The sequence below is a fragment of the Gilliamella sp. W8136 genome (assembly GCF_016101285.1).
GTDB lineage: Bacteria > Pseudomonadota > Gammaproteobacteria > Enterobacterales > Orbaceae > Gilliamella > Gilliamella apicola_N.
Genome location: NZ_JACFQU010000010.1, coordinates 20,768 through 37,523 on the forward strand (window position 1 = coordinate 20,768; position 16,756 = coordinate 37,523).

Genomic DNA, 16,756 nt, shown 5'->3' on the forward strand with positions numbered 1-16,756 from the left:
TATTTAGTTGACTATTTTAGTGGGAATTATCCCCTTTTAGTTCATCATCGACGAAACACAATGAAATATGCTAATCTAGTTAGATAAATTCATATGGGAGCTAAAAGGATGAAATTGGTATCACGTTACTTATTGATAATAAGTTTAATATTTACAAGTAACGCTTTCGCAAATAATTCTCAAAAAATGTTACGAGAAAATTATCAAAAATGGATTAACTCTTATCAATCGTTAAATTTTCAAGAACAAAAAACATTACTTGCAACCATAAAAAATTATCCATTATATCCTTACGCTGCTGTGCAATTTTTTCAAAAAAATATAAAAGTTGTCTCCCCTGATGTAGTTAGTGATTTTGTAAAGAAAAATCAGGATTTTCCTTTAACAAACTCTTTAACCCAATCCTACTTGAAAGAGTTAACAAATCGCCAAGATTGGAGTTCAATAATTTCATTCCCCAAAGATAATTCAATATCTTCTAATTGTCGCTACCAATATGCTTTACTCATGAAAAACGGAGATAAATCAGTTTTTAAAGATGTAGAAACACTTTGGATGACAGGAAAAGATCTTTCTTCTGCATGTGATCCATTACTTAATGCTTGGGCTAAAGCCGGTAAACGAACAAACAATTTAATATTATTACGTATTGAATTGGCAGTTGAAGCGAATAATTTAAAATTAGCTCGATATCTAGCAAATTTATTAGATGAGGATTACAAAACAACTAAAAGTAATTTACTAGCTTTATTTGATAATCCGAGAAAATTAGACGATTTTTCAAAAAATATTAAAGCGAGTTCTTTTACTAAAAAGATTATTTTAGCATCATTTTCTCGTTTAACTAAAGTTGATATAGAATTAGCTGAGACCTTATTACCACAATTCATCAAACAGCAAAAATTAAATGAAAATGAACAAAGTTTATTGCAAAAAAGTTTAGCAAACCGTTACTTTAATGATTCAGCCACTTATGAACAAATTAAATGGCGAGATAATTATATTGCTAAAAGCCATGATTCATCTTTGGTTGAAAAACGTATTCGTTTAGCTATTGATGAAAATAATTACAAGGATATTGCTTATTGGTTAGAACAACTATCACCAGAAGATCAATTAAAAGAAGATTGGCAATATTGGAAAGCACGAGTGTTATTAAAAAATAATCGAAAAAAAGAAGCTAATAGTATTTTACAAACACTCACAGCTAAACGTGGTTTTTATGGTATGATCAGTGCGCAAACGCTGGATCGACATTATTCTCTTAATAATCAATCAAAAAAAATTACTCATACCGAAATTTCAGCATTAAAGTCTAAGTTTGATGATAAACCATTTGTGAAAAGAATTAATGAATTACGTAGTTTAGGAATGTTGCCAGAATCAAGCAGAGAATGGCGATATATGCTAAACAATCAAGTGGATAGTAATGAATATCTAAAATTGGCTCAATATGCTTTACATAAAGGTTGGGGTGATCTAAGTATTCAAGCAACGATTGTAGGCAAATTATGGAATAACTGGACTGAACGCTTGCCCATCATGTACCAAGACTTATACCATGATACCCTAAAAGATAAAGCTATCCCTCTTTCTTATGCTTTAGCTATTTCTCGTCAAGAAAGTGCGCTTGATACCTCGGTACAATCTTCAGCTGGAGCCAGAGGATTAATGCAACTGATGCCTGCAACCGCTAAAGAAACAGCTAAAAAAATGGGCTTACTTACTTATACTTCATCAACACAACTGTTCGATCCTGAAATCAACATACAATTGGGTAGTTACTATTTAAATTCAGTTTATCTACAAAATGGTAATAATCGGATATTATCTTCAGCTGCTTATAATGCTGGACCTAATCGCGTTAAACGATGGTTAAAAGAGAGTGGTGGAAAACTTGATGCCGTTGCTTTTATTGATAGTATTCCATTTACTGAAACACGTAATTACGTGAAAAGTGTTTTAGTTTATGACTATATCTATCAAATAATTTTAGGTAAAAAAAATCCACATATTTTGACTCAGCATGAATTTAATAAACAATATTAATGGTGACTATAATGAAAACTAACGAATGGCAACAAACCGTTAAGCTATTACACCAAGCATTTAATGATGGTTATTCAATTGATATATTAAAATTATTAATGACCGCCGATGAGCGCGATGCATTGATAACTCGAGTAAAAATCATACATTCATTACTTGATGGTTCAATCAACCAACGACAACTAAAAGATCAACTAAAAATAGGCATTGCTACAGTAACTCGAGGTTCTAATAGTCTAAAAGAGGCAACACCAGAATTTAAAAAATGGTTAGAGAATATTCTATTAAGCTCAGATAACTAAAACACTAGCTAATATCTATTCGTTACATTTGTAACAATCAGAGTTATAAATTTTGTTGGATATTAACCTCAGTTTCTGTAACAACTGGCACACAGTAATCACATTCCATAGTCTTAATATCTTTAACAGAGGCAACCGTATCATCATGAAGATTATGATGAATTTCGATTAAACAGCTGGAACTACGCAACCGAACTTTTAGAGCTGGCATTGCGGCTAAATGTACTTGAGAAATGAAATCTCTAAAGTTATCTGGTGAACCAATATATTTAAAGCAAAGATATAATCCACCTTCACTAACAACTTCTTCAATATGTTCAAGATTATTATTATGATCTAATGCAATCGTATAAAGTAATTCTTGTTCATTGGTATTATCTTTGCTTTTTAATATGCGACTAAAAGCATAGATTTTATCAGGCAAATCTTCGTTTTTATTTGTACAACGGGATAAATAATTATGAAAAAACTGTGTTCTAAGTCTATTTTCTTCGTCTAATAATTGTCCTAAATTACAATTATTTTTGAAAGAAATTCCCCAAAAAGTCTGTTTCGGCATATCAACAAATTTGGGTTCAGGTAGTGAAAGCTGATTTTTATTAAGCTCAATTGCTGGTGTTAATCCTGCTGGATCCCAAAATTCACCTCGACGATAACTTGCTGGGGTTTCATTGAACTGTTTTTTAAAAGATCGAGTAAATGTTTGTTGCGAATCAAAACGATATTGCATAGCAATGTCTAAAATGGGTTTACTGGTCATACGCAAAGAGAGCGCTGCATAAGTTAAGCGACGATGACGAATATAAGTTCCAAGAACTTGACCCGTCACTTCTTTAAACATACGTTGTAGATGCCACTTTGAATAACCAGACTTTTGCGATACATTATCAATAGACAATGGCTGTTCTAAATTTTTCTCAATCCAAACGATAAGATCTGAAATAATACTAACTTGATTCATAAAACCCCATCATAAAGTGAACAGACACATAACCCTTGATTATGACTTAATCCCAGCAATAAGCAAGTTTTAAATAAAAATTATTTTCCATGCATTTTAACAAAATGAATGTGTACCTGCTTGATGTTCAGTAATATCTTTCACTCCTGCAAGCTCAGGAAATTCGACCATTAATTGCTTTTCGATACCTTCTTTTAAAGTATAATCAACCATTGAACAACCATTACATCCACCGCCAAATTGTAAGATGACATAGTTATCGTCGGTCAACTCAACTAAATTTACGCGCCCACCATGACTTGCTAACTGAGGGTTAATCTGCGCTTGAATCACATAGTTGACTCGCTCAATTAACGGAGCATCATCAGCAACTTTTTTCATTTTAGAGTTTGGTGCTTTTAATGTTAACTGTGCACCAAATTCATCTGTCACATAATCAATTACGGTTTCTTCCAAAAATGGGGCACTAAATTCATCGATATACACTGAAAAATCCGCATACTTTTCTTCTATATCATTATCTTCAACTGTATCGGCCGGACAATACGAGACTCCGCATTCTGCACTAGGCGTACCCGGATCCATAACAAATACTCTAATTTGTGTGCCTTCTGGTTGATTAGCAAGCAATTTTTTAAAGTGCTGTTGAGCTGATTCAGAAATAGTAATAATAGACATAACTCCTCACTTTAACACCATTTATAATAGTTGACTAACTTTCTTGGTTATTATAAGGACTGTTTAGGATTTTACAATACCGTTCGACATAAACAAATTATCTGAACACGGGTTGCTCCGCATTGTTTTAATTGTTGACTAATAGCATTTATAGTATTACCAGTAGTAACAATATCATCAATAAGCATCACTGATTTATTAGCAACATTTTGGTTACAAACAAAAAGTGTCTCAACATTGCTCATTCTTTGTTTAAGTGATAATTTCTTTTGATCTGTTGCATTTTTCTTTCTTGATAACAGATGAGGATAAAAATCACAATTTAACCATTTAGCAATAGGCTTTGCCAACAATTCGGCTTGATTATAGCCTCGTGACCAATATCGAAGATGATGCAAAGGCACACATGTAACCAAATCTGGTTTAGCTAAACCTTCTGTTTCTCGTCGTTGATACCATGCTAAAAACATTAATCTCGCTAATGCTAGGTTTAATTCAACTTTTTTATAAAATTTTAATTGATGAATTAAGTTTTTCAATGGATGAATATATTCACTAACAGCAATAAGTTCGTTCCAATAAGGTTTATGTTCTCGGCATCGATAGCATACATTCGTTGATAATGAATGGGGTAGACAACATTGGCAACAAATTTTATTGAATTTAGGTAGATTTTTAACACATTGACTGCAAATACCATGATGAGATAAAAATAAAGGCATATTACATAAAATACAACGCATATAGTTTACTTTTTTGTAAAAAAGTTTCAGGTTAACATAACGTTTCAATATAAAAATGGCTTATTCATTTCGCTCAATATCAAAATTAATATGGATACGAATTAAAACGTTATACCAAAATCACAACCAAATAAGTTTATTTATATAAATATTTTAAAAAACTTGTAATTAACAAAAAATAAAATTGCGATCTATGACACATAATTTCATCTGATTTTACATAAAAATTATTTAAAATAATCAAATATTAGGTATAATCAACCAACTATATCGGATTAAGGAAATAATATATGAAAAAAATCAAATTATTATTTATATCATTGCTATTAACTCTTTTTACTAGTGTTGCTTTCGCTGACACTAAAGTTTTATTACAAACAAGTCAGGGTGATATTGAAATTGAATTAGATAGCGAACATGCGCCAATAACCACTAAAAACTTTCTTGATTATGTTAACAGTGGATTTTATGAAAATTTAACGTTCCATCGCGTTATACCTGGTTTTATGATTCAAGGTGGTGGTGCCGATGATCAATTAAAATTTAAAGATGGTAATGCTCCGATAAAAAATGAAGCAAATAATGGTTTAAAGAACAATCGTGGCACAATAGCCATGGCAAGAACGAGCGATGTGGATAGTGCAACTAGCCAATTCTTTATCAACACCGTAAACAACGAATTTCTTAATTACCAATCACCTGAAAATTATGGTTATGCTGTTTTTGGTAAAGTGATTAAAGGAATGGATATTGTTGATAAGATTGTAAATGTAGCAACTCACCGTGTAGGACCTCATCAAAATGTACCTGTTGAGCCTGTTTATATTAAAAAGGCAACTGTTATTGAAGAAAAATAATAAATTATTAAAAAACAGATAAAAACCTAAAAAAACCATCTTAATCATTTAAGATGGTTTTCCTCAACAATTTAATTATTTTTTAATTTATTACAAGCTTTTTCAAAGCCCAACTCACAAGACTGTTTGAAATAATTGTTAGCTAAAGATTTATCCTGTTCAACTCCATCACCTTCATAATACATAATTCCTAAATTGTATTGTGCTTCTGAATAATTTTGTTCTGCTGCTTTAGTAAACCAATAAATAGCCTTCTGTTTATCTTGCTTTACACTATCACCTTCATAATACATAAGTGCTAAATTGAATTGTGCTTCTGAATCATTTTGTTCGGCTGCTTTAGTAAACCAATAAATAGCCTTTTGTTTATCTTGCTTTACACTATCACCTTCATAATACATAAGTGCTAATTGATGTTGTGCATTGGATAAACCTTGTTCCGCTGCTTTTGTATACCAAAATGCTGCTTTTTGTTTGTCTTGTTTTATACCCTCACCTTTAACATACATAAGCGCTAAGTTAAATTGTGCACTCGATAAACCTTGTTCCGCTGATTTTGTATACCAATAAATAGCCTTTTGTTTATCTTGCTTTACACTATCACCTTCATAATATATAACAGCTAAATTATGTTGGGCTTCTGAAGTATTTTGTTCTGCTGCTTTAGTAAACCAATAAACAGCTTTTTGTTTATCTTGCTTTATGCCATTACCTTCATAATACATAAGTGCTAAATTATATTGTGCATTTGAGAAACCTTGTTCCGCTGCTTTTGTATACCAAAATGCTGCTTTTTGTTTGTCTTGTTTTATACCCTCACCTTTAACATACATAAGCGCTAAGTTAAATTGTGCACTCGATAAACCCTGTTCCGCTGATTTTGTATACCAATAAATAGCCTTTTGTTTATCTTGCTTTACACCATCACCTTTTTCATACATAACAGCTAAATTATGTTGTGCTTCTGAATAATTTTGTTCTGCTGCTTTAGTAAACCAATAAACAGCTTTTTGTTTATCTTGCTTTACACCTTCACCTTTATAATACATAAGTGCTAAATTATATTGTGCTTTTAAATGATTTTGTGTTGCTGCTTTTGTATACCAAAATGCTGCTTTTTGTTTATCTTGCTCTATACCATCACCTTTAACATACATAAGCGCTAAGTTAAATTGTGCTATCGAGAAATCTTGTTCCGCTGCTTTTGTATACCAATATACAGCTTTAAGTTTATCTTGCTCTATACCGTCGCCTTCATTATACATTTTTGCTAAATTATTTTGAGCATTGGATAAACCTTGTTCTGCTGCTTTTGTATACCAATAAACAGCTTTTTGTTTATCTTGCTTTATGCCATCACCTTCATAATACATAAAACCTAAAACAGTCTGAGCATTTGCATCTCCTTGTTCTGCTTTTTGTGTACATTTTTCCAATGCTTTCTCATAATTCTTTTTTTCAAAATCAATATTGCATTGACTTGCATATATTGAAAAAGAACAAAGGGATAATAACCCAAAAGATAAAAATTTTTTCATTGTATTTCCTATACATGTTTAAAAAAAATTAATATTTTTTATTTACCTATTGTATATAAAAGTATATATCAGAAATAACCGCCATTATTGATTTTCGTAATTACCAATCACCTGAAAATTATAGTTATGCCATTTTTGGTAAAGTGATTAAAAGAATGGATATTGTTGATAAGATTGTAAATGTAGCAACTCACCGTGTAGGACCTCATCAAAATGTACCTGTTGAGCTGGTTTATATTAAAAAGGCAACTGTTATTGAAGAAAAATAATAAATTATTTAAAATGAGATGAAAACCTAAAAAAAACCATCTTAATCATTTAAGATGGTTTTCTTCAAAAATTTAATTATTTTTTAATTTATTACAAGCTTTTTCAAATCCCAGATCACAAGACTGATTTAAATAATTTTTAGCTAAAGATTTATTCTGCTCAACCCCATCACCTTGATCATATATAAGCGCTAAATTATATTGTGCTTTAGAATGACCTTGTTCTGCTGCTTTCGTATACCAATATACCGCTTTCAACTTATCTTGTTTTACGTCATCACCTTTATCATATATAAATGCTAACCTATATTGTGCTTTAGGCTCGCCTTTTTCTGCTGCTTTTGTATACCAATGTAGTGCCTTTTGTTTATCTTGCTCTATGCCGTCTCCTTCATCATACATAACCGCTAAATTATTTTGGGCATTGGATAAACCTTGTTCTGCTGCTTTTGTATACCAATATAACGCCTTATGTTTATCTTGCTCAACACCATCACCTTTATCATACAGAATCGCTAAATTATATTGTGCTTCCGAATCACCTTGTTCTGCTGCTTTTGTATACCAATATACCATCTGTTCTATGTCATCATCTTCATCATACATAAGCGCCAAATTAAATTGTGCTTGAGAAAAACCTTGTATTGCTGATTTTGTATACCAATAGGCTGCCATCTGTTTATCTTGTTCTACACCATCTCCTTTATCATACAGAACCGCTAAATTGTTTTGTGAATAAGAATGACCTTGTTCTGCTGCTTTTGTATACCAATATACCGCCTTATGTTTATCCTGCTCTATACCATTACCTATCTCATACATAACCGCTAAGTTAAATTGTGCAGCAGATTCACCTTTTTCTGCTGCTTTTGTATACCAATATAACGCCTTTTGTACATCTTGCTCTATGCCGTCTCCTTTATCATACATAACCGCTAAATTATTTTGTGAATTAGAATTACCGTGTTCTGCTGCTTTTGTATACCAATATAACGCTTTTTGTTTATCTTGCTCTATGCCATCACCATGATCATACATAACCGCTAAATTAAATTGTGCATCAGATTTACCTTGTTCTGCAGATTTTTTATACCAATATGCAGCCTTTTGTACATCTTGCTCTATACCATCACCTTCATCATACATAAGTCCCAAAATATATTGGGCTTCGGCATTACCTTGCTCTGCTTCTACTTTACATGGAGTAAAAGCTACTTCATTAATCCCCATCAACCAATATATTTTGCATTGATTTGCATAACTTGAAATAGGACAAAGAATTAATAACCACAAAAATATAATTTTTTTCATTGTTTTCCTTGAATATGTTATAAAAATATTATCCTTTTATTTTAATACATTTAACAAATTAGCAAGCGTTCTTATCCCAATGCCTGTTGCTCCAGTTGCCCATAAAGCGGTTGCGCTTTTGCGGAATGTAGCTGAACAGTCAATGTGTAGCCAATTTTGTTTATAATTTTTTATAAAATGGGACAGAAATGCGGCGGCAGTGCTTGCACCAGCGGTATTCGGTAATCCAGAATTTGCCATATCAGCAAACGAGGATGGGAATTGAGAACGGTGAAAATCAGCTAATGGTAATCGCCAAAATGCCTCATGTTCAGCTTGGCTACTTGCTAATAACTGATTAGCAAATTTGTCATCAAATGAGAGTAATGATTGATAATCGTTGCCTACAGCAATTTTTGCTGCACCAGTAAGCGTTGCGCAATCAATGATATAATGAGGATTATCATTATCTGCATTAATTAATCCATCAGCTAAAACCAAGCGACCCTCGGCGTCGGTATTATCAACTTCAACTGTTTTACCATTACGATAACGAATAATATCACCTAGTTTGAATGCATTACCACTTACCAAATTATCAGCACAGCATAAATAAAGTTTGATGCGATGATTGACTCCGCGAGCAATAGCAAGAGCCAAAGCACCAGTCACCAATGCCGCGCCACCCATATCCGATCTCATTGATTCCATAAAACTACTTGGTTTTAAACTATAACCTCCAGAATCGAAAGTAATCCCTTTCCCGACTAGGCAAGCAATAATTGGTGCTTTTGGATTTTTAGTCGGATTATAATCAAGCTCAAGTAAGGCAGCTGGTCTGTCAGAACCTTTACCAACTGTGTAGATGCCCATATAATCTTGTTCTTTAAGTGCTTCTCCTGAAATAATGTTATAGGAAATATCAGAGGAATAATTGCTAATTAATTTTGCACTTTGTGTTGCTAATTCTAAAGGACTTAATGTTTCTGCTTGTTGATTAACAATATCTCGACACCAATCAATGATGGCTAAGCGATTTTTTAGTTCTTGCTTATCTTTCTTATTTAATTTTGCCCAACTGACTTTATTATTGTTTTTAGCATTACGATAACCAATCCAAAAATGCCAACATGACTCTAAATCCCAATTGTCACCACTAAGTTTAACTGATTTAATACCTTGATTATCTAATTTTCGTGCAGCTCGCTGAATGGCACCATGTCGATGCTCGGGTTGATAATGAATGGTAACAGCATCTTCTGAAAAACTGAGTAATGCATCTTTACCCCACTTTGATGGAGCAGATTTTTCCGAAAGTAATATAGATAAAGTCGACATAATAAATTCCTCAAACAATAATAATGCAAAAACGGTGAATCAATTCTAATCAGAAACATGTTAATATAGCAAGCAAAGTTAAGCATAAATAAGGACCTATAATGACATCAGTTGTACAAATCAAAAATGGAATCAATTTTCGTGACTTAGGTGGCATTAAAACCAGTGATGGTCGTCAAATCCGCTCAGGAATGTTGTATCGTTCAGGTGAATTTTCACGCCTTAATGATAGTGAAAAAAACTTTTTATCTGATGAGCTTAATTTGCATTATGTATTAGATTATCGAGATCAACATGAAATTGATCGTAATCCCGATAATCTTTGGAATAACAGTCAATATATTAATGTGCCTGCAAACCCATTAAGTGATGAAATTACAGCAAGCCTAACCAGTGATGATATTTTCATTATGAAAAAATACTCACCTTTTGATTTTATGGTTAAACTTTATCAATTATTACCATTTAATAATGTAGCATATAAAAAGTTAATATCGCTGCTGCTCAATGCCAACGGTAAACCGTTAGTGCAACACTGCGCAGTAGGTAAAGATAGAACAGGTGTAGGTGTTGCCTTAACCCTATTTGCACTGGGGGTGAGTGAAGAAGTTGTTATGCAAGATTACTTACTTACAGAACGCTATTTAAATGATTATCGTGAAGCCATACTTAGTCAGAATAAAAATAAATTATCACCAGAAGAATTTGAAAAACAAAAAACTATTTTCGCAGCGAAAGAAGAGTTTTTAAATGCGGCTATTGATGAAATCAAAAAACGATATCACACAATCGACAATTGGTTAATTAAAGAATATCAATTAGATGATAAAAACAGGAAAATTCTTCAAGATATTTACCTAATTTAAATAAAATAAGGGGTTTACTATCCCCTTATTAACAATCATGTTACCTGTATTATAAGTGAGTTGGGATTACTTATTACAAGTATAGAATAAACTCATTCCATTAGTCCTATTACAGGATCAATATCGAACAGCGTATTTATTTACTAAGATTGTAAGATAAATTCGGTGATAGGTTTATTATGATTGACAGCAAGATGAACTGATGCAACTTGCTGATATTGATAATAAAAATGTTGACCAAATGGTGCGCTGATCAACTGCTTTTCAATATCTACTTTTACTGATTTTATTTGCCAGACGCCTTTAGCATATAATTTAAGTGCTGATTCTTTTAAAGTCCAAAGCTGCCAAAAGGCCGTTAAGGTATCTGCTTGTTGCATCATCCACTGATACTCAGCATCCGCAAAAAAGTTTTTGGCTACATCTAAGTAATTTTTACGTGGGCGAGCAACTTCTATATCAAGTCCAACTCTACCATCTAACGATATTGCAACCGCTACCCAATCTTGACTATGACTGATATTAAAATCAGGAAGATTGCGATCTAAAAAACAAGGTCGATTATTATCACCTATGACCATAGTTGGCAAAATAGCAATTTGACAATACTGATTAAGCAAGCTAGCTAAGATTGAACGACAGACTAAAAACTGTTTTTTACGTCTGCCATTGAATAATTCAGCATCGTGAATGATCTGTTTTGATAATAGTGAATAGTTGACTTCCACCGTGTCTAAATGGGCAAGTTGGACAATTAACATTTTATATAAGCCATTTTAAACAAAAATTATTTTTTACTATTTTAACAGCATGCTATGCTAACTGTTATCGAAATTTATTAGATCACTAAGGATGCATCATGTCATTACAAACAGAATTAGTTCATGCCGGTCGAAAAAAACGTTATACCCAAGGAGCAGTCAACTCAGTTATTCAGCGAGCATCATCGCTGGTCTTTGACTCATTAGAAGCCAAAAAAGAGGCAATGGAAAATCGAGCTAAAGGAGCGCTATTTTATGGTCGTCGTGGCACACTAACTCATTTTGCCTTGCAAGATGCAATGGCCGAAATTGAAGGTGGCGCAGGTTGTTACCTTTATCCATGTGGTGCAGCAGCCATTGCTAATACCATTTTAGCTTTTGTAAAAAAAGGCGATCATATCCTTGTGTCAGAAGCCAGTTACGAACCAACACAAGAATTTTGTGAACATATATTAAAAGATTTTGGGGTTGAAACGGATTATTTTTCACCTTTGATTGGACGGTATATTACCAATTATATCCAACCGAATACAAAAGTCGTGTTTCTTGAATCACCAAGTTCCATTACTATGGAAGTACATGATGTACCAGCTATAGTTAAAGCGATTCGCAGTGTTAATCCAGAAATTGTTATTATGATGGATAATACATGGGGAGCAGGTGTTTTATTTAAAGCCTTAGAGCATGATGTTGATATTTCAATTCAATCTGGTACAAAATATCTAATCGGACATTCCGACGCAATGCTAGGCACAGCCGTTGCCAATCAACGTTGTTGGGATACCTTACGTGAACGTTCTTATTTAATGGGACAAATGTGTGATGCAGATACCGCCTATATGGCAGCTCGTGGATTACGAACTCTAGCGGTTAGACTCAAGCAACATCACGAAAGCAGTTTAAAAGTGGCAAACTGGTTAGCCAATCATCCTAAAGTTGCAACCGTTAATCACCCTGCATTAGCAAGTTGTAAAGGGCATGAGTTTTTTAAACGCGATTTTAGCGGTGCTAGTGGCTTATTTTCATTTGTACTTAAAGATCATTTAAGTGATATTCAATTGTCTGATTTTTTAGATAATATGACTCACTTTTCAATGGCTTATTCATGGGGTGGATTTGAATCATTAATTTTAGCCAATCAACCTGAAGATCTAGTAAAAATACGACCAGTATCCGGTGTTGATTTCACAGGTACACTAATCCGGTTACATATTGGTCTTGAAGATCCTGATGATTTAATTGCCGATCTTGCTGCTGGCTTAGATAGAATCAAATTACATAAAAACAAAGTTAATGCATTACAAAGTTTAGTGTAAATGGATAGCGGATGAACCATCAAAACAAAGCTAAGACTAAAAGTATTATAGAACAAACCATTTTACAACACCTAAACGGTCGGCAATCGCTACTCGTTGCTTTTAGCGGTGGCGTTGATTCGACCGTATTAATGCATGCATTAGTCACCCTAAAGCAACAATTGCAAAATTTACAACTTAGAGCCATTTATATTCACCATGGTTTAAGCGAAAACGCTGATAGTTGGGCTGAACATTGCCTGCAACAATGTCATTCTTGGCAAGTTCCTTTGATTATTGAAAAAGTCAAACTTGATAGATCGGCGGGCAATATTGAAGAACAAGCTAGAGAAGCTCGATACCAAGCTATCTATCGACATTTAAAAAATAATGAGTTTTTATGTACAGCCCAGCATCTTGATGATCAATGTGAAACGTTCTTTTTAGCGTTAAAGCGTGGAAGTGGTCCAGCGGGCTTATCCGCTATGCCACTTGAAAATGGTCAGCATCTTAGACCATTACTAACGATATCTCGTCAAGAGATTGAACAGTACGCCAATCAGCACCAATTAAGTTGGATAGAAGATGAAAGTAATCAAGATGACCATTACGATCGCAACTTTTTACGTTTAAATGTTCTACCAACACTTAACCAACGTTGGCCTCATTTTTCACAAATGGTTGCTCGCAGTGCCGAATTATGTCAACAGCAAGAAATACTACTTAACGAGCTACTGTTAGCTGATTTTAAACTCATTACAACACCTGAAGGGCAGTTATGTTTAACACCGTTATATAACTATTCAAACTACAAACGTAATGCTATATTGCGCATGTGGTTTCGATCTAAACAGATTAATATGCCAAGCCAAAAACAGTTATCACTAATTTGGCAAACAGTGGCTTTAGCAAAAGAAGACGCTAATCCACAATTTATTTTGCATAATTGGCAAATTCGCCGATATCAAAACCGGCTCTATTTGTTGCCTTTATATCAAGATATCGAACAGCAAATCTTGCCTTGGGATCTAAGTACATCGCTAACCTTGCCGGATAATTTAGGCGTATTACAGCCCAATTATCAAACCGATTTAACTTGCCGTTTACCGCAAAAAGAGGAAACTGTTTCAGTTCGTTTTCATGCACAAGGTCAATTTCAAATTGTTCAGCGCAAAGGATCTCGATCGATAAAAAAATTGTGGCAAGAGCATCATATTCCACCTTGGATGCGTACCCGTATTCCTTTAATTTATTATAATGAACAATTAATTACTGCCGTTGGGGTATTTGTGACCGAACAAGGTAAGGGTTCACAAGTTGGGTTTAATCTGAGTAATACTCTATAATTTAAAAAATAAGGAGACAATACATCTCCTTAATTTAAATTATAAAATATCAAATTATTTTGACTCAGAACGAGCTTTCCATCGTTTTAACAATAACGCATTAGTCACCACACTTACACTGCTAAGTGCCATAGCAGCGCCGGCTATCATTGGATTTAAGAAACCTAAGGCAGCCAGTGGAATGCCAATTAAGTTATAGAAAAATGCCCAAAATAAATTCTGTTTAATTTTATTATAGGTTCTTCGAGAGATATCAATAGCATCAGCAATTAAAAACAGATTGCCACGCATTAAAGTAATACTAGCCGCATGCATTGCCACATCGGTTCCCGTACCCATTGCAATACCAATATCAGCCGCAGCTAAAGCTGGCGCATCATTAATACCGTCACCCACCATCGCAACCTTATGATTGCTATCACTATTGTTAGTGTTTTGACTTTCTTTTTGTAATTGATAAATATAATTCGCTTTATCTTGCGGTAAAACCTCAGCAATAACCTTATCTAAATTTAATTGTTGTCCTACATAATTAGCAGCTTGTTGATTATCTCCGGTTAACATTACCGTTTTAACATTTAGCTGATGCAGTGCTGTAATCGCAGTTTTTGCTTCTTCTTTTATGACATCTGAAAAGCCAAATAGAGCTAATATCACAACGTTTGCTTCTAACTGTTGTTTTGCTAAAAATGAAATCGTATAACCTTTATTAGTTAGCTCATTGATTTTATCGTCCATATCCACAAAATGGGCGTTTAATGATTTCATCCAACGCAAACTACCTAAATAATATTCAGTATTATCAATCGTTGCCATGACACCCGAACCTGTTACAGAAGTAATATTTTGAGCATAACTATGCTGTTTTGCTTTTTTTAGAATTGCTTTTGCTAGTGGGTGCTCACTACCTGCTTGTAACGATGCGGCAATCGCTAATATTTGCTCAGGGGTTTGTGTCCCTATCACATCCATTTCAACCAATTCAGGTTTACCAATGGTTAAAGTTCCTGTTTTATCGAACGCTACGGTATTAACGTTGTGTAATGTTTCAAGGGCTTCGGCATCTTTAATCAAAATACCATGACGAGCCGCAACGCCAGTACCCACCATAATTGCCGTTGGTGTTGCTAGTCCTAAAGCACATGGGCAAGCAATCACTAACACCGCGACAGCATGAAGTAAAGCTTGTTGCCAATCCTGAGAAATCACGCCCCATGCAAGTAATGTAATAAGCGCAATCAATAAAATCACAGGTACAAAAATCGCGCTAATTCGATCTACAATTCGCTGAATGGGTGCTTTTTTAGCTTGAGCAGACTCTACCATGTTAATAATCTTTGATAAGGTAGAATCAGCTTGAATTGCCGTTGTTTTTACCATTAACAATCCTTCACCATTGATAGTACCACCTGTGACAATATCATTGACTGCTTTGTTGACTGGAAAACTTTCACCAGTTAACATCGACTCATCACTACTTGATGCACCTTCAATCACGATACCGTCAACAGGAATACGTTCACCAGGCTTCACTATCACTACATCACCAACAACAACTTGGTTAATGGGCAAACTTATCTCTTGATCGCCCCGCCTAACTAAAGCAACATCAGGTCGTAAGGCAGACAGTGCTTCGATAGCTTGGGTTGTTTGATGTTTCGCTCTTGACTCTAACCATTTACCAATCAAGATTAAGGTAATAATAACAACTGATGACTCAAAATAAAGGTGATCATTATTACCGATCATCCACTGATACAGTGATAAGCCATAAGCAGCACTAGTACCAATAGCGACCAGTAAATCCATATTACCGGACAACGCTTTAGCGGCATTGAAACCGCTGCGATAAAATTTAGCACCTAACCCAAATTGCACAATCGACGCAATTATTAATTGTAACCAAGCGGGCATCATCAAATGTATCCCGAAGGGTTCAAGTAACATAGGCAGAACAAAAGGTATCGCTAATAAAACAGAGATAATAATCGGCCAAAGCGATGCTTGTTTCTCAGCATCCTTAATATGAGTTTGTTGATCGTTAATTTTAACTGCATGATAACCTGCTTTGTCTACTGCCGACATTAATGTTTCTAATTTAACATTGGCATTAGCGTTAACGGTTGCTTTTTCTGTAGCAAGATTAACACTGACGTCAATCACACCATCAATCTTCTTTAGTGCTTTCTCAACTCGACTAACGCATGATGCGCAGCTCATATCCTCAACAAAAAAATTGTATTCAACTGTTTTCATTTGATGCATCCCTTAACTGCCGATGTTATTTGGATTTAGTATTGGCTGAATATTAAGAAACTATTTTCCAACAAAGTATACTGTTGTTTTAACAAATAGAGACAGGTTACTTTTTGTCTTTATTAAAAAGGCTTGTTATATTAATTGATATCAAATAGCTTATAGGCATTTACAAAAAACTCTTTTTATACCTCATTAATAATAACC

General features: G+C 33.9%; 15 protein-coding genes. 7 read left to right on the plus strand and 8 right to left on the minus strand.

Annotation, left to right across the window (positions count from 1 at the left end; translation table 11 throughout):
* Positions 1-108: 108 nt before the first annotated feature.
* Together sltY and trpR are read left to right on the plus strand one after the other, a co-directional pair.
* On the plus strand, positions 109-2,049 hold the full coding sequence (gene sltY, locus H3T96_RS07890; protein ID WP_186279252.1) for a murein transglycosylase: 1,941 nt from the start codon (positions 109-111) through the stop codon (positions 2,047-2,049).
* 11 nt (positions 2,050-2,060) lie between these two features.
* Positions 2,061-2,351 carry a trp operon repressor gene (gene trpR, locus H3T96_RS07895; RefSeq protein ID WP_216355862.1) on the plus strand — a complete coding sequence of 97 codons (291 nt, stop codon included), beginning with the start codon at positions 2,061-2,063 and terminating at the stop codon, positions 2,349-2,351.
* A 43-nt stretch (positions 2,352-2,394) separates the two neighbouring features.
* On the opposite strand, the gene robA is transcribed toward trpR, so the two are convergent.
* From robA to H3T96_RS07910, 3 genes are all read right to left on the minus strand, one after another.
* The gene (robA, locus tag H3T96_RS07900) at positions 2,395-3,312 is read right to left on the minus strand and encodes an MDR efflux pump AcrAB transcriptional activator RobA (protein ID WP_039127734.1); all 918 of its coding nucleotides are present in this window, start codon (positions 3,310-3,312) and stop codon (positions 2,395-2,397) included.
* A 96-nt stretch (positions 3,313-3,408) separates the two neighbouring features.
* Positions 3,409-3,990: a Fe-S biogenesis protein NfuA gene (gene nfuA, locus H3T96_RS07905; RefSeq protein WP_172398455.1), complete on the minus strand. Its 582-nt coding sequence runs from the start codon at positions 3,988-3,990 to the stop codon at positions 3,409-3,411.
* 71 nt (positions 3,991-4,061) lie between these two features.
* Entirely contained in the window at positions 4,062-4,733 is a 672-nt protein-coding gene (locus H3T96_RS07910) for a phosphoribosyltransferase family protein (RefSeq protein ID WP_144092133.1), read from the minus strand.
* Positions 4,734-5,023: 290 nt separating this feature from the next.
* On the opposite strand from H3T96_RS07910, the gene H3T96_RS07915 reads away from it, so the two are divergent.
* Positions 5,024-5,590, plus strand: coding sequence for a peptidylprolyl isomerase (locus tag H3T96_RS07915; protein WP_144092131.1), 567 nt, complete (start codon positions 5,024-5,026; stop codon positions 5,588-5,590).
* 71 nt (positions 5,591-5,661) lie between these two features.
* Here the strand turns inward: H3T96_RS07915 and H3T96_RS07920 are convergent, their stop codons facing one another.
* Positions 5,662-7,128, minus strand: coding sequence for an SEL1-like repeat protein (locus H3T96_RS07920; RefSeq protein ID WP_144092129.1), 1,467 nt, complete (start codon positions 7,126-7,128; stop codon positions 5,662-5,664).
* Between the two features lie 86 nt (positions 7,129-7,214).
* Here H3T96_RS07920 and H3T96_RS07925 point away from each other — a divergent pair, with 86 nt between their 5' ends.
* On the plus strand, positions 7,215-7,397 hold the full coding sequence (locus H3T96_RS07925; protein WP_260846885.1) for a peptidylprolyl isomerase: 183 nt from the start codon (positions 7,215-7,217) through the stop codon (positions 7,395-7,397).
* A gap of 72 nt (positions 7,398-7,469) precedes the next feature.
* Here the strand turns inward: H3T96_RS07925 and H3T96_RS07930 are convergent, their stop codons facing one another.
* Positions 7,470-8,708, minus strand: a complete 1,239-nt coding sequence (locus H3T96_RS07930; protein ID WP_144092125.1) for a tetratricopeptide repeat protein — start codon at positions 8,706-8,708, stop codon at positions 7,470-7,472.
* A 36-nt stretch (positions 8,709-8,744) separates the two neighbouring features.
* The gene (pepB, locus tag H3T96_RS07935; protein WP_144092123.1) at positions 8,745-10,025 is read right to left on the minus strand and encodes an aminopeptidase PepB; all 1,281 of its coding nucleotides are present in this window, start codon (positions 10,023-10,025) and stop codon (positions 8,745-8,747) included.
* Between the two features lie 101 nt (positions 10,026-10,126).
* Here pepB and H3T96_RS07940 point away from each other — a divergent pair, with 101 nt between their 5' ends.
* Positions 10,127-10,891 (plus strand): tyrosine-protein phosphatase, encoded by a 765-nt coding sequence (locus tag H3T96_RS07940; RefSeq protein ID WP_144092121.1) that lies wholly within the window; start codon positions 10,127-10,129, stop codon positions 10,889-10,891.
* 143 nt (positions 10,892-11,034) lie between these two features.
* On the opposite strand, the gene H3T96_RS07945 is transcribed toward H3T96_RS07940, so the two are convergent.
* Entirely contained in the window at positions 11,035-11,652 is a 618-nt protein-coding gene (locus H3T96_RS07945) for a 4'-phosphopantetheinyl transferase superfamily protein (RefSeq protein ID WP_039127752.1), read from the minus strand.
* A gap of 98 nt (positions 11,653-11,750) precedes the next feature.
* Here H3T96_RS07945 and metC point away from each other — a divergent pair, with 98 nt between their 5' ends.
* On the plus strand, positions 11,751-12,968 hold the full coding sequence (metC, locus tag H3T96_RS07950; RefSeq protein WP_144092120.1) for a cystathionine beta-lyase: 1,218 nt from the start codon (positions 11,751-11,753) through the stop codon (positions 12,966-12,968).
* A gap of 11 nt (positions 12,969-12,979) precedes the next feature.
* On the plus strand, positions 12,980-14,293 hold the full coding sequence (tilS, locus tag H3T96_RS07955) for a tRNA lysidine(34) synthetase TilS (RefSeq protein WP_144092118.1): 1,314 nt from the start codon (positions 12,980-12,982) through the stop codon (positions 14,291-14,293).
* Between the two features lie 54 nt (positions 14,294-14,347).
* Here tilS and H3T96_RS07960 read toward each other — a convergent pair whose 3' ends face one another.
* Positions 14,348-16,549, minus strand: a complete 2,202-nt coding sequence (locus H3T96_RS07960) for a cation-translocating P-type ATPase (RefSeq protein WP_198248627.1) — start codon at positions 16,547-16,549, stop codon at positions 14,348-14,350.
* Positions 16,550-16,756 lie beyond the last annotated feature (207 nt).